Origin of the sequence: Sulfitobacter sp. HI0027, from assembly GCF_001634775.1 — a bacterium.
In the GTDB taxonomy this organism is placed as follows: domain Bacteria; phylum Pseudomonadota; class Alphaproteobacteria; order Rhodobacterales; family Rhodobacteraceae; genus Sulfitobacter.
This window is the reverse complement of the sequence record NZ_LWER01000317.1, coordinates 1-25343: the sequence shown is the minus strand read 5'-3', so window position 1 is coordinate 25343 and position 25343 is coordinate 1. Positions and strand designations below refer to the sequence as shown.

23 protein-coding genes and 3 pseudogenes are annotated in these 25343 nt (G+C 55.8%); 9 read left to right on the top strand and 17 right to left on the bottom strand.

Translation table 11 applies throughout. From position 1 onward, the window contains the following. Positions 1–121: 121 nt before the first annotated feature. The 4 genes from A3722_RS15955 to A3722_RS15940 all read right to left on the bottom strand — a co-directional run bounded on the left by A3722_RS15955 (position 122) and on the right by A3722_RS15940 (position 3867). Complete coding sequence (locus A3722_RS15955) at positions 122–1081, bottom strand: LysR family transcriptional regulator (protein ID WP_067622626.1); 960 nt, start codon at positions 1079–1081, stop codon at positions 122–124. Between the two features lie 277 nt (positions 1082–1358). Beyond that, the gene (locus tag A3722_RS15950; RefSeq protein WP_067622628.1) at positions 1359–2783 is read right to left on the bottom strand and encodes an NAD(P)/FAD-dependent oxidoreductase; all 1425 of its coding nucleotides are present in this window, start codon (positions 2781–2783) and stop codon (positions 1359–1361) included. Positions 2784–2835: 52 nt separating this feature from the next. Continuing rightward, complete coding sequence (locus A3722_RS15945; protein WP_067622631.1) at positions 2836–3180, bottom strand: RidA family protein; 345 nt, start codon at positions 3178–3180, stop codon at positions 2836–2838. Positions 3181–3246: 66 nt separating this feature from the next. After that, positions 3247–3867 (bottom strand): cupin domain-containing protein, encoded by a 621-nt coding sequence (locus A3722_RS15940; RefSeq protein ID WP_082849517.1) that lies wholly within the window; start codon positions 3865–3867, stop codon positions 3247–3249. A 313-nt stretch (positions 3868–4180) separates the two neighbouring features. Between A3722_RS15940 and A3722_RS15935 the strand changes: the two genes are divergently transcribed. The 4 genes from A3722_RS15935 to A3722_RS15920 are packed head-to-tail and all read left to right on the top strand — an operon-like array spanning position 4181 to position 9584. Then, complete coding sequence (locus A3722_RS15935) at positions 4181–5881, top strand: peptide ABC transporter substrate-binding protein (protein ID WP_067622634.1); 1701 nt, start codon at positions 4181–4183, stop codon at positions 5879–5881. A 30-nt stretch (positions 5882–5911) separates the two neighbouring features. Continuing rightward, positions 5912–6865: an ABC transporter permease gene (locus tag A3722_RS15930; RefSeq protein ID WP_067622636.1), complete on the top strand. Its 954-nt coding sequence runs from the start codon at positions 5912–5914 to the stop codon at positions 6863–6865. After that, complete coding sequence (locus tag A3722_RS15925) at positions 6865–7740, top strand: ABC transporter permease (RefSeq protein WP_067622639.1); 876 nt, start codon at positions 6865–6867, stop codon at positions 7738–7740. The genes A3722_RS15930 and A3722_RS15925 overlap by 1 nt, the downstream gene beginning before the upstream one ends. Before the next feature lie 14 nt (positions 7741–7754). After that, positions 7755–9584, top strand: a complete 1830-nt coding sequence (locus A3722_RS15920; protein ID WP_067622641.1) for an ABC transporter ATP-binding protein — start codon at positions 7755–7757, stop codon at positions 9582–9584. A gap of 192 nt (positions 9585–9776) precedes the next feature. On the opposite strand, the gene A3722_RS15915 is transcribed toward A3722_RS15920, so the two are convergent. The 3 genes from A3722_RS15915 to A3722_RS15910 form a co-directional block, all read right to left on the bottom strand. Beyond that, positions 9777–10382 carry an IS630 family transposase gene (locus tag A3722_RS15915; protein WP_236627452.1) on the bottom strand — a complete coding sequence of 202 codons (606 nt, stop codon included), beginning with the start codon at positions 10380–10382 and terminating at the stop codon, positions 9777–9779. Continuing rightward, on the bottom strand, positions 10349–10489 hold the full coding sequence (locus tag A3722_RS24070; protein WP_150119968.1) for a hypothetical protein: 141 nt from the start codon (positions 10487–10489) through the stop codon (positions 10349–10351). Before A3722_RS24070 ends, A3722_RS15915 begins: the two co-directional genes overlap by 34 nt. A gap of 110 nt (positions 10490–10599) precedes the next feature. After that, entirely contained in the window at positions 10600–11310 is a 711-nt protein-coding gene (locus A3722_RS15910) for an IS6 family transposase (RefSeq protein WP_067622643.1), read from the bottom strand. Positions 11311–11599: 289 nt separating this feature from the next. On the opposite strand from A3722_RS15910, the gene A3722_RS15905 reads away from it, so the two are divergent. Continuing rightward, entirely contained in the window at positions 11600–12697 is a 1098-nt protein-coding gene (locus A3722_RS15905; RefSeq protein ID WP_067622646.1) for a tyrosine-type recombinase/integrase, read from the top strand. 6 nt (positions 12698–12703) lie between these two features. On the opposite strand, the gene A3722_RS15900 is transcribed toward A3722_RS15905, so the two are convergent. From A3722_RS15900 to repA, 6 genes are all read right to left on the bottom strand, one after another. Further along, positions 12704–13039, bottom strand: coding sequence for a type II toxin-antitoxin system RelE/ParE family toxin (locus A3722_RS15900; RefSeq protein WP_067622648.1), 336 nt, complete (start codon positions 13037–13039; stop codon positions 12704–12706). Further along, positions 13036–13293 (bottom strand): type II toxin-antitoxin system ParD family antitoxin, encoded by a 258-nt coding sequence (locus tag A3722_RS15895; protein ID WP_067622651.1) that lies wholly within the window; start codon positions 13291–13293, stop codon positions 13036–13038. The genes A3722_RS15900 and A3722_RS15895 overlap by 4 nt, the downstream gene beginning before the upstream one ends. A gap of 55 nt (positions 13294–13348) precedes the next feature. Then, positions 13349–13558 (bottom strand): replication initiation protein RepC, encoded by a 210-nt coding sequence (gene repC / locus A3722_RS24915; RefSeq protein WP_269084641.1) that lies wholly within the window; start codon positions 13556–13558, stop codon positions 13349–13351. 765 nt (positions 13559–14323) lie between these two features. After that, positions 14324–15487 carry a plasmid replication protein RepC gene (gene repC / locus A3722_RS15885; RefSeq protein ID WP_067622654.1) on the bottom strand — a complete coding sequence of 388 codons (1164 nt, stop codon included), beginning with the start codon at positions 15485–15487 and terminating at the stop codon, positions 14324–14326. 179 nt (positions 15488–15666) lie between these two features. After that, positions 15667–16689, bottom strand: a complete 1023-nt coding sequence (repB, locus tag A3722_RS15880; protein WP_067622657.1) for a plasmid partitioning protein RepB — start codon at positions 16687–16689, stop codon at positions 15667–15669. Continuing rightward, positions 16686–17873, bottom strand: a complete 1188-nt coding sequence (repA, locus tag A3722_RS15875; RefSeq protein ID WP_067622659.1) for a plasmid partitioning protein RepA — start codon at positions 17871–17873, stop codon at positions 16686–16688. The genes repB and repA overlap by 4 nt, the downstream gene beginning before the upstream one ends. Positions 17874–18194: 321 nt before the next feature. On the opposite strand from repA, the gene A3722_RS15870 reads away from it, so the two are divergent. The 3 genes from A3722_RS15870 (at position 18195) to A3722_RS15860 (ending at position 22207) form a co-directional block, all read left to right on the top strand. Next, positions 18195–19079: a DUF1403 family protein gene (locus A3722_RS15870; protein WP_067622662.1), complete on the top strand. Its 885-nt coding sequence runs from the start codon at positions 18195–18197 to the stop codon at positions 19077–19079. 2 nt (positions 19080–19081) lie between these two features. Further along, the gene (gene scpB / locus A3722_RS15865; protein WP_067622664.1) at positions 19082–19690 is read left to right on the top strand and encodes an SMC-Scp complex subunit ScpB; all 609 of its coding nucleotides are present in this window, start codon (positions 19082–19084) and stop codon (positions 19688–19690) included. 801 nt (positions 19691–20491) lie between these two features. Then, complete coding sequence (locus A3722_RS15860; protein WP_067622666.1) at positions 20492–22207, top strand: peptide ABC transporter substrate-binding protein; 1716 nt, start codon at positions 20492–20494, stop codon at positions 22205–22207. A 241-nt stretch (positions 22208–22448) separates the two neighbouring features. On the opposite strand, the gene A3722_RS15855 is transcribed toward A3722_RS15860, so the two are convergent. Next, entirely contained in the window at positions 22449–22655 is a 207-nt protein-coding gene (locus tag A3722_RS15855) for a hypothetical protein (RefSeq protein ID WP_067622668.1), read from the bottom strand. Between the two features lie 319 nt (positions 22656–22974). Here A3722_RS15855 and A3722_RS24060 point away from each other — a divergent pair. Further along, positions 22975–23094: pseudogene (locus A3722_RS24060) on the top strand (IS5/IS1182 family transposase); the annotation flags it as partial. Positions 23095–23139: 45 nt separating this feature from the next. On the opposite strand, the gene A3722_RS15850 reads toward A3722_RS24060, so the two are convergent. From A3722_RS15850 to A3722_RS24370, 3 genes and pseudogenes are all read right to left on the bottom strand, one after another. Beyond that, complete coding sequence (locus tag A3722_RS15850; protein ID WP_067622669.1) at positions 23140–23433, bottom strand: putative quinol monooxygenase; 294 nt, start codon at positions 23431–23433, stop codon at positions 23140–23142. Positions 23434–23608: 175 nt separating this feature from the next. After that, positions 23609–23731: pseudogene (locus A3722_RS25330) on the bottom strand (integrase core domain-containing protein); the annotation flags it as partial. Between the two features lie 1288 nt (positions 23732–25019). Next, positions 25020–25343: pseudogene (locus A3722_RS24370) on the bottom strand (cytochrome ubiquinol oxidase subunit I); the annotation flags it as partial.

The window sequence follows — 25343 nt, the reverse complement described above, 5'->3', positions numbered from 1 at the left end:
CTGGCCCATCACAACGAGAAGCCAAAGCCTTTCAAATGGACCAAAACCGCAGAGGATATCCTCACCCGGGACACTATCATGAAATCTGAGGGAACCGGTAAGAAGGGTCAGACTCAGAGCACTAGGGGGTATCTATTTCCGAATAATGCATCCAACCTTCGGGCAAGGATTGTAAAACCACGTCAGGTAAAAGATCAGTACGTTTGCGGGCAAATTGCAGTAGCAGACGGGCGGCACGTGTCATCCGTTCTGGGACAAACGCAGCGCCTAGTTGTTCGGAAAGATTGTTTGTGTCGATATCCAAAGCGACAAGCCTGCCTTGCTCCAACAGGTCCACAACGGCCCAATCACCAAGGAATGCAATGCCACTTTCGATTTCACACAAGGTTCGGATCAAATGCGTATCGTTGCTCTGACCAACGATATCAGGGGTGATGCCGTGCAGTGCAAAATAGTGGTCGCTAATTGAACGGAAATTGATCCCACGCTCGTACAGGATGAACCGTTCGCGCGCGATATCCTTCGGTTTCACCCCTTTTACCCCTGCCAGGGGATGGTTCGGGTGAGCCACGATTAAGGTGCGGTGACTGCCCAACACCACCTGCTCTATTCTGGGGCTGCGGTGCGCATATGGGATGGGAAGAAAACCGATATCCAAAGCGCCGCTTAGGATGTCTTCTGCGGTACGCTCGGTATGGGTTGTCGTCCGGATGTCGAGCCTAATGTTCGGATACTTGCGTCCGAACGCCTGATAAAGCCTTGCCCAGATGAACGACGTGCCGGACGTGCTGGTCCCGACACGAATTCTGCCGTGGTATTCTGCTGGAGAAAGGTCGCTGGCAGGCATAAGGGATTGTCGCTGACGCAACAGGCTTTGTGCTTGGGGGAGTAGATTATTTCCAGCCTCAGTAATCTCGCAGTGGCGCGCGTTGCGGACGAACAGGGGCTCCTTCAACTCTTCTTCCAATCGCCGAATGGTTTGGCTGACCGCTGACTGAGACATATTCAATTGTTCGGCAGCCAAGGAAAAACTTCCCGTTTCAGCGATAGCGACGAACGTATGAAGATGACGAAATTCCATGGTTGCAAGCTATCGCGTGAAGAGACGCAGCGCCATAGCCCGCCTTCACCCGGATAAATTTTCACGAAGGAGAGGTCTGATGCCGGAGAGTGACCTCCCAGAGGCGCTGCCCATCGTCTTTATTCAGGTGCCGATGCCAGCAATCGCAAAGGTCTGCGGCAGATCGAGGGGACCTACAGGCGCGCTTATTAACACTATTGACAATAGTGTTAAGCTAGGCGGAGAGGCCAAACGACTGGTGCAGGCTCCTAGTACCTTGCGCAACAAACTTTCGGATTCACCTCGTGCCGATGCGCAAGCCGAAGGTTTTAGGGATCGCGGCCCCGACACGGTAGATGAGCCGCGGTGTCTCTCCGCGATCTTCTGCCGCTTCGCAGCCCATGATCGCTCGGCGAACTAAGCGACCACCAACTGTCCGAAATGGTTCTGGTGGTAACTTGGGAACTTCCCGACGACAGAATGGCGAGTTTACCCATTCATCCTTAGCGTTCAGCACCAAAGCTGCTAGGCATTGGCCCCCAATGTAAGTCGGGTTAACTCCGTGACCCGAATAGCCAGCTGCGTAGTGAACGCGCGCTCCGGGACGTGTGCGGAAGAAGGGGAGGCGGTCCGAAGAAATGTCGATACCGCCACCCCAGACCTTGGAAACGCCCACAGAGGAAAGTCCGGGGAGTAGGCGCCGCAAGCCCGCCACAGCGCGCGCTCCGGACGCTTGATCTTCGGTGAGGAGGGGGGATGTTGAGCTACCATTGTAGCTAATGGGACCAGACCCAGACCCCATCAGCACACGATTATCCGCAGTCTTTCGGAAGTAATGAACGAACATGCGCATATCCGCCATCCCCTCATCACCCGTCCACCCCATATTGGCCAGTTCCCTTTCGGCGGGCTCACTCATAAGGGCATAGCTTGAAAAGACGGTAACATAAGGCTTTACCCACCTCTCACTGGCGAGTGCGGTATTGGTCGCGAGTACGACATCGCGAGCCTCAATCGATCCGCCTTTCGTCCGAACGCGGTTTGGAGCGCCAGTATCTACGCCAAGCATCGGGGTGTGCTCATAAATTCTTACCCCGCGTTCTATAGCGGCCTTTCGGAGCGCGCGGGCTAGGCGAGCCGGCTGTACGTTGGCTCCCTCAGTCAGGTACATACCTTTTCGAAAGGAGGGTGAGTTGCAATAATTCGCGACCTCCTCGGTAGAAAGCGCTCGAGCGGTGTCCGTCACTCCGAGTTGCTTTACTACACGGATATGGTGATCGATCTTGGCATCGTGGGCCGCGGTGGTCGATACGCGAACGTTGCCTGCCTCGCGCCACCAAACATCTCTGCCAGCAGTAGTTGCAAATGCTCGGATACCATCCTGAGCTTTAGTACCCAGCTTCGCGACTTGGATCGCTGCATCAGGGCCGAGAGTTTCACTAAGACCGGGAAGGCTAGCCCAATAACCATGGACTTTGCCACCGTTCTTACCGCTGGCACCGGCGCCACATATCTTGGCCTCAATAAGGACGATGTCTTGAGCGGGGTCCCGGTCTTTAATTGCCATAGCAGTCCAAAGACCCGTAAAGCCACCGCCAACGATGACCACGTCGGCACGTTCATCTCCCTCCAAGGACGGAGCTGGTGTCGGGTTTCCCTCATTCTGCAGGGCTTCGGTCAGCCACCACGATGGGTCGCTTGGTGAAGGTGTGTTATGCTGCATGGCAATGGTCTCCGGGTGCGTAACTGTGTGTTCAGCAGGGCAAGGAAAAAGGTCAGGCGAGTGCTTGGACCTGAATTTCCACAAGAATGTCTTCACGGGCCAAGCGGGCCTCTACGGTTGCGCGCGCAGGTAGGGCATCCTTGTCTACCCAGGCTTCCCAAGCTTCGTTCATCTCGGCAAAGGTGCTGATATCCTTCAGCCACACGTTCCCAGTAACAATCTTGCTTTTGTCGGAACCTGCCATTCCGAGGTAATCATCGATCTGAGCAAGAATGTCTGCGGTTTGTTCGGCGACGCCGCCACTGCGATCTTTTGCAGTCAAGCCTGAAAGAAATGCGAAGCCGTTTGCAACTAATACCTTGCTAAGAATCTGAGTAGTTTGATGACGTGTGATCACAGAATTATCCTGTTGTTGTGGCCGCAACTCAGCGGGTCTTGGTGAAATTTTAGGTTCAATACGAGGTCAGAAATGAGCGTCCAGAATGCTGATGATCCATAGAACGCGTGCTATCTCCCCAGAGTGGTTTTCCACTCTATGGGCCTCCGTGCTGCTGAACTGAAAGCTATCCCCTGGGGATAGGACTGCAGCCTCACTTCCTACCGAGAGAAGCACTTCGCCCTCAAGGACATAGCCGCCCTTATCGCCGGGACCCGTAAGGGTCTCGTTGTTCTGAGCTCCAGGAGGGATTGTTAGAATCATGAATCGCATCGATTCATTGTTCTGAGGGGATAGCAGCTCTTTGCTAAACCCGTTTGCCCCGACCACGACCTTGGGTCGGTTAGGCGCGCGTCGTACGAAAGATGCTTCACTTGGCTCTTTCGGAACCTCGCGGAACTCCCAGATATTGGCGCCAAGCACTTCTCGTAGCTTCTCAAGGGTATTGAGCGATGGGTTGGCGGTGCCGCGCTCGATCTGACTGACCAATCCAGCCGACATTCCAGCCTCGGCAGCTAGGCGGGCGATCGTCAGTCCGCGTTCTTTTCTAAGCACTTTCAAGCGCTGTCCGATCAGGACGGCCTGAGAAGGTTGCTGCGCAGATGCCGCTTCCTCCATAGGTGTCTTCAGGTTGATTAAATCAGTCATCTTTTCGCCCTTTAGCTTGAAGACGAGCCTAGGCTGTACTGAAGGTATGTTCAATATATAATCGATGTCCTGGGGTCGCACCGATCAAAAAATGAAGCCAAGCGCGCCACTCTTGATCCTGTTGAGAGCGAGAAAAATATGTTTTAATAAAGTGAAAACAACTGCTTGTTTTGGATAACACACTTTATTTGGCGCTTTCCCCACGGCCGTCATTGAGTTCACCCTTGACAGAAAGTTCATTATATCTATCACTAAATTCATTATTGGGCCGTTCAGGGAATATTAGGCGGCCTGTGCCAACGGGGGAAATTTCATGACACGCAATGCTTCTTATCGATCCACCAGATTAAAATCTGGCGCAATGATCCACTCTCGCCGCGACGTGCTAGGCTTTGGTTTGGGGCTCTCGTCGCTGGGACTCCTGGCTGCAGCCGGGCCGGCTTTTGGCCAGTCGGATGCGGTGGGTACGCCGCCGACAACACCCACGGGCGTTGTAGTGGTTGGACTTTCGCAGGAACCAGTATCCTTTCATCCACTCATGCCAGGCGTAGAAGTTGATGAGATTATCTGGACTAATATTTTCAGCTCGCTTTGGGTGGCACAGCCCGATGGCAGCCTTCTTCCAGATCTCGCTGTGGAGATTCCTTCTGTAGAGAATGGCGGCATTTCAAAAGATGGACTCGTCTGGACCGTTCGCTTGCGGGATGATGTGAACTGGCATGATGGGACACCTTTCACTGCCCATGACGTAAAGTTCAGCTTGGAACTGATCAATGCTGACGGTTTTCGGTCACGTACGCGTGTCGGGCACGAGCTTCTTGAGGAAATCACTGTCGTTAGCGATAATGTAATCTCATGGCGGATGTCGGCGGCTTTCTCTCCATATCTCGCTCTTCTCGCCAACACCCACATCGTGCCCCGCCACCTCCTCGAGGGCGCGGAGGATCCCAATCAAACCCCATTCGACAGCGCTCCTATTGGTACAGGTCCGTTCAAGTGGGGGTCGCGCACGTCGGGCGATAACATCACTTTGATCGCAAATGAAAACTATCACGGGGACGGTCCCTATCTGGAGAGAGCCGTCCTTAAGTATGTACCCGACATGACCTCCCTATATGCACAATTCCGGACTGGGCAGGTGGATACGATCCTTATTTCTGGCATCCCCCAGAACTTTTACGAAGAAGCCAAGAACCTTCCAGATCAGGATGTGTTCATTGCGCCAAGTGGGAATATCGAGCTTGTTATGCCCAATCTCGAACATCCGGCTCTCAGTGAGAAAGCGGTGCGCCAGGCCCTTTATCACGCCATTAACAAGGACGTGATAATCGACGCCATCTATTATGGTGTACCGGAGGCAACAGAGTCTTTTGCGCCCCGTGAGTCATGGGCGTTCAATCCAAATCTACCCGAGCACGTTTACGATCCGGAGAAGGCGAATACCCTCTTGGATGAAGCTGGCTGGGAACGCGACGGCAGCGGGATACGCAGTAAAAATGGTGTGCGCCTCTCCTTCGACATATCCACGACAACAGGAAACCAGCTGCGCGAACAGGTACAGCAATTCTTAATGCAGGATTGGGCCGCGATCGGAGTAGAGCTTTCGATTAATAACCTTCCTGCAGCAGTCATTTGGGGCGACTTCTACGTACAGAGTCAATTTGATAGCTTGCTCGTAGGCACAACGTTTCGAACCGGCCTGGACCCTGACCCGGCAGCCCGCTTCGCCAGCACCGCCATCCCCAAGAAAGGTGGTAGCGGGGGCAACTACATGCAGTGGGAAAATGACGAGGCTGATGCGCTCCTCAAAGAAGGCCAGGAAACCTTCGATGTCGAGCGGCGCAAGGAAATCTATTACCGCCTTCAAGAGATCGTCCGAGAGGAGATGCCCATCCTGCCAATCTGGCAATATGCGCCGGTTGAAGGCATCAAAAAAGGGCTAATGGGCTTCAAGCCTAATATCAACCAGCGGCAAAACGCTTGGAACATGGGCCATTGGTTCTGGGGCGCTTGAGCCTTTCACACTGACTGACAGGTAATTCACTTGGCAACTTTTCTACTTCGCCGCTTCGGCCAAGCCGTCATCTTGCTAATCGTGGTCTCGATGATCGGGTTCACAATTTTGCATCTGGCTCCTGGTGGGCCCCTTTCCCAGTATGCCGTCGATGGAAGCATGACGCAGGCTGATTTGGACCGCCTGGCAGAACAGTTGGGACTAAACAGACCACTTCCCGTTCAGTACGGGGAGTGGTTCCTGAGGATGCTTCAGGGAGATTGGGGTGTATCCTACCGTGATCGCCAACCCGTCCTCGATGTTATCTTCTCTCACCTCGGTGCAACACTCGAATTAATGATGACTGCTACCGTAATTGCAGTCGTTTTGGGGGTTTGGATCGGGACGCTTGGCGCCATCCGTCGATACTCATTTTTTGATAGTCTTGCGACAGTTGGCGCAATGGTGGCACTTTCTATCCCTACGTTTTGGTTCGGGCTGATTGTCATCTACGTATTCTCAGTGGGGCTTGACTGGCTTCCCTCTGGAAACCGGTACACCATTGGTGATGGCTCATTCTGGAACCGGGTCCACCACTTGGTGGGACCAAGTATCGTTCTAGCCCTTGTGTCCACCGCAGTCTGGAGCCGATACATGCGGTCTTCCATGCTGGATGTTATCAACCAAGATTATATTCGGACCGCTCGGGCAAAAGGTGTGAGCGAAAGACGGATTCTATTTCGTCATGCAATGCGCAACGCTTTGCTACCGATGATCACCATTGCGGGCGTTCAACTTCCAGTCCTTCTGTCAGGCGCATTGGTGACTGAAACCGTATTTACGTGGCCTGGGATGGGGCGGCTGTTTCTGGATTCCATTAGCTACCGCGACTACCCGGTTGTGATGGGAGTCCTGATGTTTTCGGCTGTAATTGTGCTCCTTGGCAACCTGTTGGCCGACCTTCTCTATAGTGTTGCAGACCCCAGAATTTCGAGGCAAAGCTGATGACCGAAGCCGTTTCCCCTGCACCAAACCGTAAGCTCGCGCGGTGGCCGGTAGCTCAAAGGTTTGCAGATCACCGTCTAGCGCTGTTTGGGCTTGCAACAATCATAGTTCTCGCATTCTCTTGCCTTGTCGGTCCGTGGCTACTGCCCTTTAGTGATACACATATCGACATGCAGAGCCGGTTCGCGGCGCCTTTCAGCGGTTCCCATGTGTTTGGCACTGACATGATGGGACGAGACACGCTGGCGCGGCTCTTAATGGCAGGACGAATTTCACTTTCTATTGGATTTTCCGCCATGGCCGTCAGTATGGTAATCGGCGTGAGTGTCGGACTTATCGCAGGCTTTTATGGCGGTGCTATTGGTGCTGTTCTGATGCGCTTCGTCGATGCGATGCTTTGCTTTCCCTCCATCTTTCTGTTGCTCGCAATCTCGGCACTGGTCTCGCCAACCGTACCTGCAATTATCTTTCTGATCGCGATGACGTCATGGATGGAAGTAGCACGTGTGGTGGAGGCGCAGACGCGTTCGCTGCGGACTAGGGAGTACACCCTTGCCGCACATTCCTATGGCGCAAGCAGCAGTCGCCTGATGTTCCGTGAGATCCTGCCAAACGCGATCGCACCGATCGTGGTAGCTGCTACGCTAAATGTTGCGAACGCAATCCTCGCGGAAAGTTATATCAGCTTTCTCGGCTTCGGGATTCAACCGCCGACACCAAGTTGGGGCAACATGCTCAACAGCGCACAAACATATTTGACGAGTGCACCTTGGCTGGCGATCATTCCAGGGGCAGCCATCACCCTTGCAGTGACTTCTTTCAACTTTATCGGCGACGGGATGCGTGATGCTCTCGATCCGCGCGCTGACCACTGACAGGACGAGACAACATGATTGAGAAAACCCAGTCTCCAATTCTGCGCGTAGATGATCTGCGGGTTGCCTTTGGGGCTCGCAAAAAATGGACTGAAGTAATTCATGGGGTGTCGTTTGACGTAAACCCTGGCGAAACCGTCGCGTTGGTGGGTGAATCAGGTTCTGGAAAGAGTGTAACTGCGATGTCTATCCTCGGGTTGCTACCACCCGGCCAAGCTCGCATTGAAGGCAACATCACTTTTGAGGGGCGGGAAATTCCTCAGCTTTCGCCTGATGAAATGCGCCGCCTCAGGGGCGGGGATATCGCTATGATCTTCCAAGAGCCAATGACATCTTTGAACCCGGTCATGACCTGCGGGAACCAGATCGCCGAGTCGCTGGCCATACACCGAGGCCTTGATACCCGGGCAGCCCGCGCGGAAACCTTGCGACTATTTGATCGTGTGCGGATCTCTGACGCAGAACGGCGATTTTCGGATTACCCCCACAACCTATCCGGCGGGATGCGCCAGCGGATCATGATTGCGATGGCTCTCGCCTGTAAGCCGAAGATGTTAATTGCTGACGAGCCTACCACGGCTCTCGACGTGACCATCCAAGCGCAAATTTTATCACTCGTAAAAGAGCTTCAAGAAGACGAAGGGATGGCCGTACTTTTTATTACCCACGATATGGGCGTTGTAGCAGAAGTATCTGACCGTACTGTCGTCATGAGAAACGGTGATCTCGTCGAAACCGGCACCACCGCCGACATTTTCGGGGCTCCCAAAGCTGGGTACACCCGATCCTTGCTCTCAGCCGTGCCGCGGCTCGGCTCCATGGCCGGTGAGAGTTTACCCCGAAAGTTCCAGATCTACTCGCGTAATAGCGGCGAAGCCGAGGATATTAAGATAAACGAGACGCCGGCGAGCGCCCCAGGAGCACCGCTACTAAAAGTGCAAGGTCTCACAACGCGTTTCCCGCTTAGAAAAGGCATCTTGGGTCGCGTTGCCGGCAGAGTGCATGCGGTTGAGAACGTTTCCTTTGATATCCGGTCCGGTGAAACTTTGGCTTTGGTTGGTGAGTCGGGTTGCGGTAAGTCTACAACAGGGCATTCAGTTCTAAGGTTGACCGAACCGGACGCGGGGACGGTCGACCTAGACGGCGAAAATGTACTTGAGATGGATAAGGACAAGTTGCGCCAAGCTCGGCGGCGCATGCAAATGATCTTCCAAGATCCATACTCCAGCCTTAATCCGCGACGCAGTGTTGGCAATTCCATCATCGAACCAATGCTCGTCAATGGCCTCGCCACGCGCGAAGAAGCGCAATACAAGGCGCGCGAGCTAATGACGCAGGTCGGGTTACTTCCCGATGCGCTAAAAAGATACCCTCATCAGTTCTCGGGCGGGCAGAGGCAAAGGATATGTATTGCTCGAGCCCTTTCTCTCGAACCTGAGCTGATCGTAGCAGATGAAAGCGTTTCTGCGCTGGACGTCTCGGTAAAAGCTCAAGTAGTCAACCTAATGCTAGACCTGCAGCAGAGGCTTGGCATTGCCTACCTGTTCATCTCGCACGATATGGCAGTAGTCGAGCGCGTGGCTCACCGGGTGGCTGTAATGTACTTAGGAGAAATCGTCGAGATCGGGACGCGCGAGGCAGTGTTAGGAAACCCACAACACCCATACACGAAGCGACTGTTGAGTGCTGTTCCTGTTGCTGACCCGTCAAGACGACATGTCAGCAGAGTTATTGACGAAAGAGAAATTCAAAGCCCGATCCGTCAACCTGATTACGTTCCACCCAACAGAAGCTACCTTGAAGCTGCGCCGGGGCACATTTATCTCGATGCAGATATCCCGTGAGCTGAGTCCGCGCCAATTGCAAAAAATCCCATTTCAAGGAGTTTGGCCAGCGTGTAAGGGCCTTTCGCGGTTGAAGTATGCCCTGCAACCTAACGCTTTCATATTCCCTAGAGCCGCCGTCTTGCACTGCGGGCTTGTCTAACCTTCAGCGCTTTCGGTCAGCGCGGGATACTCCTTTAAAGCATCCGACCTTTAACCTGAGACATATCCGGCAGCCTTGAAATAGTTCCAGCACTCCTCTGGCGAGTAGAGGTCGCAGATTTCGCCGAGCGCGTTGAACATGTCTGTAAATGTCCGCGCGCCAATCCGCCGGAGGTGTGCCTTGAGCTTAGAGAAGGCCATCTCAATTGGATTCAGGTCAGGACTGTAGGGCGGCAGGAACAGGAACCAGCATCCGGCGTCGCGCATTGCCTTGGCCGCTGATGCGTTCTTGTGGGTGGCAAGGTTGTCCAGGATGACCACGGTGCCGGGCGCGAGCTCTGGCACCAGCACCTTTTCGACGTAGGCGGCGAAGGCGGCGCCATCCATCGCACCTTTGATAACCCAAGGTGCGATCATCGACCCCGCGCTGAGACCCGCGATGAAGGTCTGCGTACCCCATGCGCCGAACGGAGCGTCCATGATCAGCCGTTGCCCGCGCGGCGCCCACCCGCGCGGCCTCGTCAGGTTGGTTTTGACAGAGGTTTCGTCAATGAAGACAACATGTTCAGGTCGGGCCGACACTGCGGGCACGCGATGTTTGAACCAATCTTCGCGCTGCTTCCTTACCTTTGCCCGAAGGCGTTCGGCAGCGACCAGCGACTTTTTTTGTATGTGAATCCAAGCTTGCGCAGAAACCGCCCGATCGCATCGGGATGGGCGCGGACGCCGGTTGCGTCAAACAAAGCCGAGGCCAGCTCGGGCATGGTGATGTCGCCGTCTTGGCTGATGACTTCGGCAAAAAAGGCGCGGTGGGGGTCCAGCTGGGATTGCCAACTTGTTTTCGCCTATTTGAGAGGGGCGAGACCTCTGCCTGTCAGGCGGTCATTTCGGCAGCATAGCCTCTCCAGAGGTCGAAAGCATCGGTCCTGGCGTGGCGGTATGAGATGGCGGAGAGTTGATAGCGTCGTGGGCGAAAAACGATGTTGATCTGATCATGTGTTGCCAGAAATCTCTGTGCCTGTCGGGGCGATTTGAACCGCCCCATCAACTTCTCGCGTTTTCGTGTTGGCCTGTGTGATCCTTCGATCCGGTTGTTCAATCCCTTGTGCGCGCGATGATCTGCGCCCGGTGCCAGGTCTCGGACCGGCTTGAAATAGCTGCGCAACTTATCCGTGATGACGACACGGGGGGCACCGAACCGGTCGATCAGCCTTGCCAGAAAACGGCTTGCAGCCTTGGCGTTGCGCTGTGGCTGAACGAGAATATCAAGCACGTCGCCGTTCGCGTCGACCGCCCGCCAGAGCCAGTATTTTCTGCCGTTGATTGGGATGACGACCTCATCCAGGTGCCATTTGTCGACCGCGGCCGGTCTGTCGCGCCTGATGCAATCGGCAAAGTGGCGCCCAAAGCGTTTCACCCATTTCCGGATCGTTTCCCGGCTGACCATCACACCCCGTTCGGCAAGAAGATCCTCGACATCCGCCGTGCTGAGCGCGAAGCGATGGTAGACCCAGACGGCATATGCAACGATCTCACGAGGGAAACGGTAGCCTTTCAGGCGCTGCATCGAGGATGGTATATTCATACCTACCGCCTAACCAAGCGCCGCACCGCAAACAAGTTGGCAATCCCGTTTCAGCGCGTGCAGAGGTGACCCAAGCAGGCATCCGTTGTAACGTGTCGAGGTCGCTGATGTGATCTAGCCGGGCGAAAGTCATGCCTGAAGCCTACATCAGCTCGGCGCTTTTTGCCAGGAAATAGCGACCAAACCGCCCCACCTTGTCGCTCTCATGTGTGTCCAATAAGATGTTATTATCGGACATCAGAAGATATGCTGAAAAGCAGTTCAATTTCATCACTGGATTCACTGAAAAATGGCCTCAGAGGACGAGAAACCGACATCATCAAACTCTGGTGCGTTTAGTATCGCTCAGAACGGCGACAGCGATCAAGAAAAAAGCAACGACATCTCCCTACCCGCCCACGTCGCGGGATCCGGCAGGCTTGATGGGCTGGTAGGCACCGCCCGGGACTATGCCCGCGCCGCAGCCTCGGACAATACGCTGAAGGCCTACGGGAAGGACTGGGCGCATTTCGCGCGTTGGTGTCGGATGAAGGGCGCGGAACCTATGCCCCCCTCATCCGAGATAATCGGCCTTTACCTCGCCGAACTCGCCTCCGGGTCGGGCCCCTCCCCTGCCCTATCGGTCAGTACTATCGAACGTCGCCTGTCAGGACTTGCATGGTACTATGCGCAGCGCGGCTTCACACTTGATCGCAAGAACCGTCATATCGCCACGGTGCTGGCCGGGATCAAGCGCAAACACGCCCGTCCGCCGGTGCAGAAGGAAGCGATCCTGGCCGAGGACATTCTCGGAATGGTGGCCACCCTGCCCTACGATCTGCGCGGGCTACGGGATCGGGCCATCCTGCTCCTCGGCTATGCAGGGGGCCTCCGACGCTCGGAAATTATCAGTCTCGATGTTCACAAGGATGACACGCCGGATTCCGGCGGCTGGATCGAGATCTTCGACGAGGGCGCCCTGCTCACCCTCAATGCCAAGACCGGCTGGCGCGAGGTCGAGATTGGCCGCGGCTCCAAGGATCAAACCTGCCCAATCCATGCGCTTGAGCAATGGCTGCACTTCGCGAAGATCGACTTCGGCCCTGTCTTCGTCGGCACCTCGCGCGATGGCAAGCGTGCATCTGAAACGCGCCTGAACGACAAACATATTGCACGACTGATCAAGCGCACGGTCCTCGACGCCCGGATCCGATCCGAACTGCCCGAGAAAGAGCGCCTGGCACTGTTTTCTGGCCATTCCTTGCGCGCCGGCCTCGCCAGCTCGGCCGAAGTCGACGAGCGCTATGTCCAGAAGCAACTTGGGCACGCCTCGGCCGAGATGACCCGCCGTTATCAGCGCCGCCGCGACCGGTTCCGGGTGAACCTGACCAAGGCCGCAGGCCTGTGACGCGGATCAGAGGCCTTCATTCTTCAACGCCATCAGCGCCGCCATATGATGAGGCAGATTACTGCGAGAGTGCAGGATATCGACGATGATGACCTCGTCGGGCTGGTCCAGAAACACTAGAAAATGCTCCCCTGCCCTAACGAACCGCAAGTCATCGGCCTCATCCACGAGAACCGCGCAACTCCGGCTATACGCAGGGCCGTTCAGAATACCTTCACAGCGGTTGAGCAATTCCGCCTCGTAGAGCTCGGTCTGACGCAGCCCAAAATTCTCGATCGTCCATCTGGCGATCTCGGCGAGGCTGGCTTCCGCACGACGCGTCAGCCGGAAGGATCGGCTCATGAACGAGCGCGCGCAGTCGCAAAGGCCCGACGGATCGCATCTTGGCCGCTGCCCTCTGCAAGATCGCCCGCCTTGGCCTGCGCCAATCCCTCAAGAAGGCCCTTCCGGATCCCGGCAAGCTGTGCCTCTTCTTGCTCAAGCAGCCTCAGGCCAGCGCGCATCGCTTCACTCACGTTCTGGTAGCGCCCGGATGCCACCAATGCTTGAACCAGATGGTCTTGGGTTTCGGTCAGGACAACGTTGCGTGTCACCATGGGTCGGGCCTCCTTTATTGGCAATATATGCCAATGCTACTTATTGATCAATACGTCACGCCGCCTGCCCACTGAGCCTACCATAGAAGCTGCGCTCGAGATGCAGCTTCCCTGGCCCGGCTTTCTCGACCATGCCCCGCAAGTATCCGCCCGGTGAGGCAACCTCGCCCGCGCTGTGTTTCGCGAAGACGAGTGCAAACGCGGCCATGGCCACTTTGGTGCCCATTCGATCCTGCGCCACATTCCAGGCATGCTCAGAGAGCACCAATCATCGGCCTGAGCTGCCTGGCAACCTGGTGCAGATCGCCCCAATCCTCCAGGAATCCTGCCCATACTGCGCGCCCAGGACGCGAATTCCGGACAGGCCTGCATGATTGTCGGCAGGTCGAGCGCTGTCCGCTTCTTGCGCATCGCGGTAATCCAGTTTCCAGCTCCCTCTCAATCCGCTCTGCGGGTGGAGCATTGGGCACCGCACCCACCGCTTCCTATTTATCAGGTGAATTACTAGCAACTGGATTAAGTTTATTTGTAATTAGTATGTGAGGTTCGAAAATGGCCTCCTTGGGGCTCATTTCTCGTGTCTTCTCCATCACGTCGACATCATCACCACTTGTGTATCCACAGGTTCCACCGCGCCAGTCACTTTAGTTATGCCGCCTTCGCCCGTTCCTGAAACTCCTTGAAACAGGTAAGTAGACGTACAAGCTGCTCAGAGGCTTCCTGACGGCCCGGAAGGCGGTCCAAAGCTCCTTGAAGAGGCCCGTGGATTGGTTCCGGCAGCCGCGCAGCGCTTCGCTGATAGCCGCCTAGATCGGGATCGGATCACCCGGGGTGCCACCGTGATCTGACACTTCAGGCGCTGGCGGAGATCGCGCTTGGCCAGCAAGTTGGCATGAAGTCCCTCGAACGATTCCGTTTCCGTCATTTTTTGCTAGAAGCCAGAAAATGCAGAGGCTCAGGGTTGCACTGTTCACAGCTGTGAACAGCAATCGGGGAGGGGGCAGCTCAGCAAAAGTTCACAGCTGTGAACCTACCCCCGTCGCACCTGCAATGCGCGAATCATAGCGCCGCAGGAAAACAAACCGTTCTCGGCCTTTCGTGTAAGCGAACGCAGATAGGCCGATGGGCTCTTAATCTCAGCAAATCTTTCGAGCATCGCAGCAAGTGTCGTTGCAGCTTGCGCCGTGCCCATTCGAGATTGAGCTTCCTTCCAAACCTGTCTGGTAATTCCCATCATTGGGCTAACAGCATCCGAAAGTCTTACGAGATCATCCCAATGCCGTACGGAGCCTGGAGCGAATGTTTGTATCTCTTTGCAGGTGCTCAACACTAGCTTTATTGGCGGTGCTTGCTGCGATGATCGATGGTTTACCGTCGGGGCTTCGTTAGCGCCGCCTCCTGCTTCTTCTCTATTATCTTTATATTCTTTATTTGAACTATGATGGTGCTGCTCAATATTAGCGTCGCTGGTGCTCATATTGTCTGATTGTGGCGCGTCGATACAGGTTTTGACTTCTTCCAGCGCTGCCATCATTTTTGCTTCGAGTACATTTAAATCTTCGAAGCTTAGTCTTCTGCGAAGGTCACGGGCCGTGAGCAGGGAGAGGTCGCTCATACGGTCCCACAAGGCTAGGTCGGGCTTCAATGACAGCCCATAGGCGACGAAACCTGCAAGGTCGCGGCGCATTAGGCTGACGGTCTCGCGCAGGCGTTTGCAGCGAGCCTCTGCATGGGCAAGCTTTTCCGCGATTTCCCTGAACTCATCAAAGCGCGCGGCAAGTGGAGTAAGGTCAAACCCGTAGGCTAGCTTTGCGCCACCATGATGACGCACGTAGCGTTTGCCGTTTGGGCTGTCGCGTCGAACGATAATGCCAGCGTCTACTAAGCGGGCAATGTGCCGCCTCATGGTAGAGCTAGGCATACCGTTCAATCGTTCGCAGATCGCAGCATTAGAAGGGTAAACAATTGCTGGTGGGGAGCCCGATCCAATTGCTGTTTCGGGGTGGAACCCGAGCAGCGTTTGCAAAACGGTGAGGTCACGATCGGATAGGCCAAAGTGTTGGCGCGCGGCCGCGAGATTGCGCAGGGCATGCCATTTGTTGACTTCTGCGGCGGGCTGGTCCGCCAGTGCATGGCGTTCCAATTGGACAGCAGATATAGGTCGCCGGAATGACGATACGGGTGTGTATTCCATTTTCATGTGCACGAAGACAAAAATATAGCGGTCCGCGAATCACTTTGGACTTGCGAATTGGGGCTCCGACCACTAGCTTGAAGGTGCTAGAAACAAGTCTGGGTCTCGTGGAGCGTCGTCTTTGCGGGACCTTTTCTTTTAGTCTTTCTCGTGTCTCCCTTTCATTGTTGCTCTATTCCTCAGTCGTCGCGGTGTTGAATCCAGCGCGCGTGAAGTTCTTCGATCAGATCCTGCCCGTGAGACTCGATCCAATCGGCAAATGGCCCTTTTCCCAAGTCAAGCGATACCCCCTTATCGGATCGCACTAGCTTGGCTGCTGTTCTGCCATCGACGGGCAGATCAACACTGAGTTTGGGTTTGCGAGCAGAGGCCTGTTTGACCTTTGTCGCAGGGCTGTCGGGCAGGGCTGCGGCCTTAAAGACGGCCTCGAAGGCGCGCATGGATGCATCGTTGGGTTCGTTCTGAGCCAGGCTGTCGCCTACTACGATCGACTCCTCGGCTTCATTGCGAACGGTTTCGGCAATTTTGATCAACCGATCCGGGTTAGTCCGACCTGCCTCAATGGCTTTGCTAAGAGCCTCCCATCGAGGGCGGCCGATACCATGAGCAGGGCCGATGGCACGGATCAGGTCGCGGCCTATCAGCTCTGCAATGGATATGGCCATCGAGATAGAAGACTTTGTGACCGTAAGCACCTCGGCGACTTGCGTCTGGTTGCCAAAGCCGGTTTCAACAAGTTCTTGTGCGAACAGAGCCCGTTCGATGAATGACAGGTCACGGCGCGCCATGTTCTCGGAAATTTGTGCACGAACGGCGGCATCTTCCCCCATACTGGCGATCAATGCGCGGACGGTCCCTACTTTGCTTGAATTGCGGATTGCCTGAAGTCTGCGCCGCCCGTAAACCAGCAGGTAGCGGTCGGGGGTCGTGGGGTGCCGACGCACAAGAATTGGCACCGTTTGGCCATTAGTCTCTATAGCGTCACGCAAATCGGCCATGTCGCTGACGTCGAGACGGTCCGCAATCCTGTCATCTTCGATTGTATCAGGGTCGAGATCCCACACCTGATGCGAATCTACGGCATCGCGTGCAGAGCGCAGCGCGCGGTTCGTGGACATCATCGAGGATCCGGGGGCAGGGGGAGTATGCCCTGCCCCTGATAGCCCGTCGAGCATTGTCATGCGTTTTTTCTTGGTCGTCATGGACGTCCCCACGTCTGCTGGATTAGTTCAGCGATTTCATCGTTGACGGCATTGAGGCTTTCGACTGCACGGTCATAGGTGGAGCGGGTGAAGGCGCTGCGCTCGACTTCGTATAGGGTCTGCTTTGTGAGACCTGCGTCTGAAATTGCTGTCGACTTAAGTTGCGGCGCGTTCAGCACTTTGTCGCCGTACATGGTCCGCAAAAAGGCAACGATTCGATTCTGCGGCGCGTCGGCGGGTTCGTAGCGGGTCAGCAGGTAGCGCATCCAGTCATGGCTCATGTCGGCGCCGGATTCAGCGATCACGTCCATCAGGTCGGCAGTCATACGCAGGAACTGCGACATCGACATCACGTCGAGCATTTCGGGGTGGATGGTGACCATCACGCCAGTTGCAGCCGACAGGGCAGACATGGTTAGGAAACCAAGTTGGGGCGGACAGTCGATGACGACCACATCGTACTCGGAATCCACCTGCATTAGAGCCTCTTTTACGCGGAAAAAAAATAGTCCTGCCTTGCCCTGCGACAAAGCACGTGGGGTTTCGTGTTCGAACTCCATCAGCTCGAGGTTGCCTGGGATCAGATCAAGATTGGGAATGTAGGTTTTGCGGATTACATCGGCGATGGGCACGGGGGATTCGTACCTGATGGCGTCGTATAAAGTGCCACCGTCTTGTAGGTCGAATTCAGGCTGCACACCGTGCAGGGCGGTCAGGGACGCCTGGGGGTCAAGGTCAATGGCAAGCACCCGATACCCTTTGAGCGCAAGGCGTTGAGCAAGGTGGGCAGAGCTCGTCGTTTTGCCAGATCCCCCCTTAAAATTCATTACACCAATGACCTGGAGCTTGTCACCTTCGCGTCGTCCGGGCAGGTAATCTCCAGGTTTGCGCGCAGTTTTTTCGAGCAGGATGCGTAGGTCCTGAATATCATACACTGAATAGTGTCGCCGGTTGCCCGGTGTAAGGGCAGGAGAGGGCCCGCGCCCTTCGAGGTGAAGTTTGCGTAAGTAGCTGTCGTTCACGCCAAGCAACGCCGCAGCCTCACCAGAGGTGAAGGTACGCATGGTTTTCTGCGCATTCGGGGGAAACAGGTTCTCGCGCTGCGAATGCAATTGGCCGGACAGCCATTCCGCATGTTGCCTGATGATGGAATTCAGGTCATCTGTTTGTTCTGTACTGCTCATCTACCCTCGATCCCCGTCCCGTGTTCACGGAACATGGCGTTTATCGCCTTGTTTCCGTGACTATTGACGAAAGGCTGAGTGTCGCGCAAGTATTTTCTACATATAATGCTCCTAACAGGGTAATTGCCACGCATGAGACTGCGAGCCAGCAGGAAAGGGCGGCCTCAGGCGAACCCGGCCGGGCGTAGGGCTTTGAATAGCGTTTCGCTTGACGGCTGATCCAATAATGTAAACTTATTGGACATAGATGAGAGCGACAAGGTGGGGCGGTTTGGTCGCTATTAACTAGACGAAAGCGCCGCGCTGATGTAGGCTTCAGGCATGACTTTCGCCCGGCTAGATCACATCAGCGACCTCGACACGTTACAACGGATGCCTGCCTGGGTCACCTCTGCACGCGCTGAAACCCTTGAAGATGTTGCGTTTTTGTCGGGCGCGGCGCTGAATCATCTGCATGTTGTGCTCGGACGCGCGGAGGTGCCCCAAGCTTTGTTGCGGGACCGTTTGGCACTGAGCGCGGCTGCGGCTTGTGTCGCGTTCTCTGGACGATCGGAGCGGGCAGCGGAGTTGCGCGATGCGGTGCACCTGTTGCGGCCCGGCGATCTACCCGGACCGACCGGTGAAATCTGCCTCGCCTGGCGGCGTGCGGTGGAGCGGCCGGTGTCGATCAAGGCTCTGGGCCGAGCCTTGCCGGCCTTCGAGCCGGGCCAGATCGCGACGTGGCTCGATGCGGGGAAAGGGGCGCCCGTGACCCGTGCCGCGATGGTGCTGGAGGCGGTACTGCGCGAGGCGCCGCGCGCAGAGGTTGCGGCGCTGATCCTTGCGGAGGCGGCTCTCGCCCAAACATTCGGTTGGAATCATCTCTTGCCGTTGTTGGCCGCGGGTCTGAAACGCGCCGACCTGCGCAAGCATGGCGACGACTTGCGTCTCGCCTGTCATCGGGCGCTCGTCTTATCGGCAGTCGATGTCGTGCGTCTCTCCGTCGACCTCGCGCGGCGGGCGGCGTATCTCAAGGCGGTCGCTCCGAAGCTGCGGGCAAAGGGGGCGGGGGATGCCGTCAAGATGTTCCTGACCCGGGACGCCGTGGCGCCGTCGGCCTTGCCATTGCCGGATCGCGCCGCGCGGCGGCTCTGCGACCGGCTGGTCGACCTCGGCGCGGTGCGCGAGCTGACCGGGCGCGACACCTTCCGGCTCTACGGGGTGTAGCGATGGCGAAGGATCGCTCTGACCCCGAACTGGACCGCGAGCTGCCCGACCTGCCGCCAGAGTTGCGCTGGCGGGAATGGATGCGCCGGATCGAGGCGGTGCTCTTTGCCGCTGCCTCGCCGGTGCCGCGCGACGATCTGGCCCGCGTGGTGGGGCAGGGCGCTTCGGTCGACCTGCTGGTTGAGGACCTTGCCGCCGATCTGGAGGGGCGGGCCTTCGAGATCGCTCAAGTCGCTGGCGGCTGGATGTTCCGGACGCGGGCTATCTACGCCCCTGCGATCCGCGCGGCGGCAGATATCGGGGACCAATTGCTGGACCTGAGCGAATTCGACGTCGCGGTCCTGGCCGCCATCGCCTACCACCAACCGATTACACGCGAAGGTCTTAAGGATATTTTTGGCAAAGAGGTCAACCGCGATTTGCTTGGTCGCTTACATGCGCGCGATTTGATTGGAACGGGTCCACGATCACCTCAGAGAGGGGCACCTTACACGTTTGTGACGACAGAGCAGTTTTTGATCGCGTTTGATCTTGAGAGCTTGCGAGACCTTCCGGACAAGGAACAATTGTTAGATGCCGGTTTAAGCGCGGAAAACGCGGAAGCTGGCTGAATAAATGTTACTCAAACTGTTTGCTTTGTGAACAGTCTTGGCCTAAACAACTTTAGGGGGTTGGAGTGACACCCCATTACACCCCGGCTTGAACTTCCATGGGTCGCGGTAAACTGCGGCGGCCTTCGTCCATTCCCTGGCTTCTGAGGTCGCCGATTTTCTTCGAACATCCCAAAGTGCATCAGGTTGGGCATACCAGAGGAAACCTGCCATCATATTTGCTTTTTCCTAAAGCGCACGTATATGCATTTTGTGAATGTCAGTTGTGGTTCATTCACGGCGGTGCATCCTCCCTGTAGCACCGAATAACTGCGGCGACCCTTTCCCCTTTTTACCCCAGGTGGGTCGTCGCTACTTTTTCTGCAGACTGCGCTGCTTGCGCGAGCCGGAACAAGTACAGGCGGTGAGTTGAACCAAAATATAAAAGTCTCGTTTGGTGTGCGTGTAGAGATTGGCAACCAATTTAGAAGTGACGACCGGCTCGGTATCAGTGCAGCTTGTCGGGAAATATTTCGCTCAGTTCACCGTCACCGAAACCTTAGATGGAGGCTTGATTGCCCAGTGGCCCTGTCCCTTAGAAGGGCGTTTGAGACGGTCGGCGATTTAGATTAGAACCCATGGTGTCTTTGGATTCCGGTTTCCAATTGATCCTCGTTAGTCCTTCTCGGTAGTGGTGACCATTGTCCGGAAGATGCCTACTCGTTCGCCTAGGGGCGTCCTTAGCCTTGCAAATCGTTAAGAATCTGTTTGATTGGTTAAGTATTTATTCGCGTTAAACACGAACAAAACAGAGGACAGGCCATGCGGTTCATAGTACATTTACTCGGAGCAACCTCGATGACCTTATTGTCATCAATGGCGTTTGCCCAAGAGGGCGAGCGCGGTCGCGATGATCAACTCAACATTATCTACTGGCAAGCGCCCTCAATCTTGAACCCCTATCTATCCGGCGGTGTGAAAGAGCGCGATGCTTCCAGCATGGTGCTTGAGCCTTTGGCCAACGCCGATGAGAAAGGCGAGCTTGTTCCGAAACTGGCGGTCGAAATCCCAACGGTCGAGAACGGCGGCATGACCGAAGACCTAACGGCTATCACTTGGAAACTGAAGGAAGGGGTGACTTGGTCCGACGGTACGCCGCTTACCGCCGAGGATGTTAAGTTTACGGCAGATTATTGCATGAACCCCGAAGGCGGTTGCGCACAACTGTCAAAGTTCAATGACGTGAAAGAAGTCGAAGTCATTGATGACCACACCGTGACGATCCATTTCGACGAGCCGAAACCGTACCCCTATCTGCCTTTCGTGGGCGCGGCCGCGCCCATCCTTCAGGCCGCCCAGTTTGCGGAATGCACCGGCGCGCGGGCACCGGGTTGTACGGAGGAGAACTTCAACCCGATTGGCAGCGGCCCCTTTGTGGTGACGGATTTTCGGCCTAACGACTCAATCCAGCTTGTCGCGAATGACAATTACCGCGATCCCAGCAAGCCTGCTTTCGCCAAGCTCAACTTCAAAGGCGGCGGGGATTCCGTGTCAGCCGCGCGCACGGTGATGGAGACGGGCGAGTTTGACTACGCTTGGGATCTGTTGATGGCTCCCGATGTGCTGGAAAAGATTGCCGAAGGCGGAACCGGCAAGCCTATTTTTGAGTTCGGCCCTTTGGTGGAGCGGATCGAGATCAATATGACGAACCCCTCGCCGGACCTGCCGCCGGAAACCCGGGCGACGGTGGAGGAACCGCATCCTTTCCTTACCGATCGGCGCGTTCGTCAGGCCATGAGTATGGCCATTGATCGCGAATTGCTGAACGAAATCGGCTATGGTCAAGCGGGTCGGCCAACCTGCAATTTGGTCCCCGCGCCGCCGATCTATAGCTCTGATAACACCGAATGTCTGACACAGGATTTGGAAGCGGCGAAGACGCTTTTGGATGAAGCGGGCTGGCAGGACCAAGACGGGGACGGCGTGCGCGAGAAAGACGGTATGCGTCTGTCGATCCTGTTCCTGACCTCCACCAATGCGGTGCGCCAAGACTTTCAGGCGCTGATCAAAGATTGGTGGAACCAGATCGGCATCGAGGTTGAGTTGCGCAACATCGACGCGTCGGTCTTTTTCGGCGGCGACCCCGGTAGCCCCGACACTTTTCCCAAGTTCTATGCCGATGTCGAAATGTATGCGAACCTCTATGACGGCACTGATCCGCAAGCCTATCTCGCGCAGCGCCGTTGTGGGAATGAGCCAAAACCATCAACCCAGTGGCAGGGCGAGAACATCAACCGCTTTTGCGATGAGGAATACGACTCTCTGCTGGATGAGCTATCTCGCACCAGCAAGATCGAAGAGCGGGCGCGTCTGGTGAAACGTCTGAACGACATTATCACTACCGAAAGCAAATCTATGCTGCCGCTAATCAACCGCGCGGCGGTGGCAGCACAGGCTAACACGCTTGGTGGCGTCAAGCTGAACGCTTGGGACAGCGACCTGTGGAACGTCGCCGACTGGTATCGCACCGAAGGTTGAATCTAAAAAACGGTTCTCTGATTGCGGCCATATCAAGTGGGATAGCGATCTGTCCGTTCGGGGTCATGGTTCTCTCCGAGGTCGCGTTTTGCGCCTCATGTTGGTGTTCGGTGGTGGATCGTCTCCAATGTCGTTTGCGGGGTGGGCAAGCGAGCCTGCGCCCCAACCGTTTTTACGAGATCGATCTACCTCCGTCCCGTCGGGACTTCGCTTCCCACCTTCTCAGCGGCGGAAATTCAGATCAGGCATTGGCCTCCTTTGTCCATTGATAGTCCGTGCCAGATTTCCAGATCGTCAGCATCAGGACTGCGATCTTGCGCGCTGTTGCGACTGCGGCCTTTCGGAACCCGCGTCGTCCGGCCAGTCGCACAGCCCAGCTCTTCAGTGGCGAGAAACGCTTCACCTGGCGGATCAAGCAGGACGCTGCCTCGAACAGCAGTCCGCGCATCGTCCCGTCTCCGCACTTCGACACCCGTCCCGACCAATCCATTTCGCCAGATGCAGGTCGGACCCGCAGATCGCGGTCGAAGTGACTTGGATCACGACATCGGTCGTTTCCTCGATGGTCGGGTCATCGACAGTGTCGACCTGGACCTTGCCGGTCCCTTAAAAAGTGAGGGCGCGCATAGGCTTTCTCCTGCTTTGACTAAGACAGAATGCCGCGTGGGCGCCCGCAGCTCCGATAATATTTGTGTGGCTTCTGAAAGCTCACCCTTCAGATTCTAGGGTCAGACCCCATAAATTGTCTTGAAGCAGCTCGGCCTGAACTTCACTGGTCGCGGATGGGCGTTTTCGCCCGGATCTTCGTCGAGCTCGCCCAGCCTGGCGCCGAAGGCGAGACCATCATGATCGACAACACGCACATCAAGGCACACCGTACGGCGGCGATCTGCCGTTTGCCGAAGCCCGACGGAATGGTGCCGAGCACTCTGCTATTTAGCTGCCAGTAGGGTGAACTTATGGATCTGCGGCGGTTCGGAAAACAGCTCATCCGCCTTTTCCATCAGTGCGGCGGCAACCTTGCCGTCAAGATGCGCCTGCCGATCTTCCTCTGTGTCGAACGTATCGAAGATCGCGTACGCACCGGGGCCTTCCTGGATCGCATACCAGGTCAGGGTACCGGGCTCGGCTTGAACGAGCGGTAGCGCCGAGGTCAAGAAATCCGCGACATCGCTTTCTTTTCCGGCCTTGGCCTTCAGTGGCACGTACAGCGCAAGTTTGGGCATGATCAACTCCTTAGGGTAAACGAAAAGATATTATCTGGAAAAATAAACGAGCGAAAGGGTCGAAACGTTCCCGGCTCAGGACTCACAACCAGAACATGACGGTTGCAGCGATGTAGATTGAGCTGACCCCCGTCGGTTGGACAGTTTCGGGGCTGATTTAAGCTATTCTCTGCCTCTACCGGCCGGGCTCGATCTGGTTGAAGTAGATCACGGCGGGCGGGTGCCCTCCATGGGCGGCATGAGGCCGCTGGTTGTTGTAGAAGGTGATCCATCGGCCGACACCGGCCTTGGCCTGCGAGCGCCCGTCGCAGGCGAAAGATGCAACCGTAACGCCGCCGTGCGACCGCTCAAGTCTTCCTCAATCAATCTCTGAAATCGCGCCCGCAGCGCTTCTGGCGATGGTGCTGACATGATCCATCCTCCCAAACAGAATGAATCACGAAATTAGCCCCGCGGGAATCCCCGCGATTCAGGTTTTCGGCAGGACGCTTTAGCGCATTTCGACAACTGCGCTGGCTTGGAAACAAGGTTGAAGAGGTGTGCAGTCTTCGTTCATCCTGCCGATGATATCATTCTAGTAGACGACCTTCTCCGAGGTCGCGCGTGATGCAAAATAAGTTCAAATCCGGCGTGCACCTCAGAAACTCGAGCAAAACAAGTTGATTAGGCAAGTTCCTGCATATGCGAGCCTGAACCAACAGTTCTACTAGAACGAGAGCCAACCAAATGCTATACTTCTTCAAAAGGAACACATATGCCTAGAGAAGAATCGCATACCTCAGAAACTTGCAGCGCAAGAAGTCCCGATGGCCGTGGGGTTTTATTTCTGTGGTTGCAGTTCTGTGGCTCGTCGCGCTCGCAACCATTTTCAAAATGGTAGCCTATGATTGCATATATTACTGCTAAAGTCTAACAATTAGTAAAATATTGACGGTGAATCTCGCTAAGATATGAACACAAATATCGTATGAACTTCACCAAGTTCGAGTAGCGTCTGATACGATCAACTTTTTTCCCTGACATCTACATTCTCCGAAGTTGCCCAAATCCATGGAACAGTCCGAGGACCTACTTTCGCCTGAAGTTTTCGCGAAGAGGGACAAAGTGTATCGGTTTTGTGATGGGGAGCTTCTATAGCTTCTGATGTTTTTCGTTCTTTCCTAATTAGCTTTCGACCCGGTTGTGACGTATATCTGCTTCTGCAGAAACTCAGAATATTTTGGTTGTTTCGGAGGTATAGCTGCATTTAAGCCCGCGAAATCAGTTCTATACACAGTTGGATGACACAGTCACCGGGAACAAAGTCCAAGCCGTCGCGATCAAAGCGGACCATGCGGATACAAGATTTAATTGATGGTAAAAACGAGATGTTCGCTTGCAATGCTGTCTTCTCACTACGCAAACTAGCAGTAGTTGCAGCTCAATAGCGGCGAACCAAGCTATCAGGAGGGCCCAACGGAATAGTGGCAAGCCGAGCCAAGCGACCTTCGCCCAACCAAGGGCGCAGCCCAAACCCTGCAGCCCATAGATCGCGCTGAAACTGACCAGCCAGACCAGCAGCGGCAAGAGAATGCGCAACAACTTTCTCACGCGATCATCCCCGGCAGATGCGCCGCAAGCAGGATCAGCGCCGTGATCGCTGCCAGATAGTCGGACCAGAGCGTCACAATGGCGAAAACCGCCCGACGCTGGGGCGAGGTGAAACCACGCCGGACCTGCAGGATCAGAAAGCCCTGCATTAGCCCCACGAGCAGAGCATGGGCCACCCCATAGGCGCCGAGGATGAGGAGCGTGGCGGCATAGGCATGGCCGTCCGGGGGCGGGAGGCGCAGCAGCAAGGCCCCGAACACCGCCGCTGTGGCAACCGTTGCCAGAAATGCCGGGGCAAGAGCGACCATAGGGGCGGTGCC